Raw genomic sequence first — 2,558 nt, 5'->3', positions numbered from 1 at the left:
TGTCAACCGGCGCGCAAAACTGACCCCCTATCGGCGCCCAATATTGACCCCACCTTTCGGTAGTCTGGCGGTTATCCCGGTAGTCGATAGGAGGGGCCCACGGACGACGACGCGCACCGTCAGGTGTGCTGGCGGCGGCGTCCGTGGGAGGTCCCTGTTGACCCACCGGGTTAACCGCCGGGGATGGGGGTCCGGGGGAAGGGGTTTTCGGCTCAGTTCCGGTTTTTGAACCGCCAGCTGTCATTGCCCGTCTCGATGATGTCGCAGTGGTGCGTGATGCGATCGAGAAGAGCGGTGGTCATCTTGGGGTCGTGGAAGACGCTCGGCCATTCGCCGAAGGCGAGATTGGTCGTGATAATGACCGAGGTCTTTTCGTAGAGCTTGCTGATCAGGTGGAAGAGCATCTGGCCACCGGACCGGGCGAACGGCAGGTAGCCGAGCTCGTCAAGCACCACGAGATCAAGCCGCGAGAGTTGGGTGGCAAGGCTGCCGGCCTTGCCCAGGCGAGCCTCTTCCTCAAGCCGGTTCACCAGATCGACCGTATTGAAGTATCGGCCTCTGGCACCGGCGCGCACCACTGCGGCGGTGATGGCGAGAGCCAGATGAGTCTTGCCCGTGCCTGTTCCGCCGATCAGCACGATATTGCGCCGTTCCGGCAGGAACGAGCCCGTATGAAGCGAGCGGATCAGTCCTTCGTTGATCGGCGTGCCATCGAACATGAACCCATCCAGGTCCTTGATCGCCGGAAGCTTGGCTGCGGTCATGCGATAACGGATCGATGCCGCATCCCGGTGCGCCGTCTCCGCACGCAACAGGTCGCCCAACATCTCCATGACCGTTCTGTCTCGGCGGATGCCGTTGGTGACGGCATCATCGAAGGCCGCCACCATGCCCTTGAGCCCCAGCCCCTTGAGGGCGGCCATGATCTCATGCCGCTGCATCGAGGTCTCGCACGGTATCGTAGCGGCCGCAGTTCGCCTCTGGCGGATGCTTGAGCTTCAGGTTGACGACGACGTCCATAGCCTGGGCATCATGAGGCTCGCGGCGACGGGACAGGATGTTGAGGATGATCTCGTCGCTGATAGTACCGGCGCTGAGTGCCTCGCGCACTGCGGCCTCGACAGCCTCCAGGCCATCTTCGGGGACAGCGGCGAGGACGCGTACAAAGCGCCGGTCGGCATCGTCGCCCTTGCCCAACTTACGCCGCAATTGGGCCAGTGCAGGTGGGAGAGCCCAGTCCTGGAAGGGAGCACCATTGCGCAACGCACCGGGCTTGCGGGCGAGGATGGGCAGGTAGTGCCATGGATCGAAGATTGTCTGGTTCCGGCCGAAGACCCGTTCGTGTTCGGCCACGACAGCGCCGTCGCAGCGGATCACGATGCGCGTTGCATAGGCCCGCACCTGCACAGCCTGATGGGCCGCCTTTGCCATCACCGAGTACCGATTGCGATCGAAGCTCACGAGGCACGTCGAACTGGCTACGTGTTCGCTCTCGAAGAACCCGTCGAAGGGAACCGGTAGCGGTTGCAGCATCGGCCGCTCCACCTCCAGCGCCTGCGCGATCGTCATGCCTTCCTGGTCAGGATGCTGGTTGCGTTCCGCCCAGCGCCGGCACTCGGCTTCCAGCCAGATGTTCAGTTCCTCGAGGCTGGCAAAGCGCAGGCGCGGCTTGAACAGGCGCTCCCTACTGGTCTGAACCTGGTTCTCGACCTGACCCTTCTCCCACCCTGCGGCAGGACTACAGGCCACCGGCTCAACGCGATAGTGGTCCGTCATGATCAGAAACCGCCGGTTGAACAGGCGTTCCTTGCCGGTGAACACCGTCGTCACCGCCGTCTTCATATTGTCGTAGATGCCGCGCGTCGGAATCCCACCGAAGAAGGCAAAGGCGCGGGCATGTGCGTCGAACACCATCTCTTGCGTCTCGCGAGGATAGGCACGGACAAATGGTGCCCGTGACCAGCAAAACCGCATATGCGCGACCTTCACGCGCATTGGCTTGCCGGCGATCTCGACGTCCTCATGGCTCCAGTCGAACTGGTAAGCCTCGCCGGGCCGGTACATCAACGGGATGAACGCCTTGGTCATATCGCCGGCGTCAACGCGACGCTCACGCTTCCAGCGTGCAGCATAGCGCCGCACAGCGTCATAAGAGCCGCCAAACCCTTCGCGCTGAAGCAGATCATGGATCCGCGTCATGCGAAGCCGGTCACGCCGGGGCAGCCCTTCGTTCTCTTCAAGCAGTTCTTCCAGGCGAGTGCTGAAAGGGCCGGTCTGCGGCCGATGCTGTTCCTTGCGCTCGTAACTGGCATCCGCGTTCGGCGCCCGGATCGCCTTGCGCACCGTGTTGCGCGACAGCCGCAAATCCCGCGCTATCGCCTTGATCGGCTTACCGTCCCGGTGCTCCCGACGGATCCTCGTAATCGTCTCCACAACCAACATCCCTGTACCCGCCGTCCGGAACCGAAACGGCGGCGCTTCTCACAATGAGATGAAGGGGGTCAATTTTAGACGCCGATCACCCCGCTAAGGGGGTCAATTTTGCACGCCGCTCCACA

Annotated in this window: 2 protein-coding genes; both read right to left on the bottom strand. The window is 62.7% G+C overall.

Annotated elements, in window-relative coordinates; translation table 11 throughout:
- Positions 1-212: 212 nt before the first annotated feature.
- Positions 213-941 (bottom strand): IS21-like element ISSsp4 family helper ATPase IstB, encoded by a 729-nt coding sequence (gene istB / locus NTCA1_RS28135; RefSeq protein ID WP_013831348.1) that lies wholly within the window; start codon positions 939-941, stop codon positions 213-215.
- Positions 928-2,442, bottom strand: coding sequence for an IS21 family transposase (istA, locus tag NTCA1_RS28130; RefSeq protein WP_142632652.1), 1,515 nt, complete (start codon positions 2,440-2,442; stop codon positions 928-930). Before istA ends, istB begins: the two co-directional genes overlap by 14 nt.
- Positions 2,443-2,558: the final 116 nt, after the last annotated feature.

This window comes from Novosphingobium sp. TCA1 (assembly GCF_009811895.1).
GTDB classification, from domain to species: domain Bacteria; phylum Pseudomonadota; class Alphaproteobacteria; order Sphingomonadales; family Sphingomonadaceae; genus Novosphingobium; species Novosphingobium panipatense_A.
Note: the sequence above shows the minus strand (reverse complement) of the source record. Positions and strands in the feature narration are given on the sequence as shown.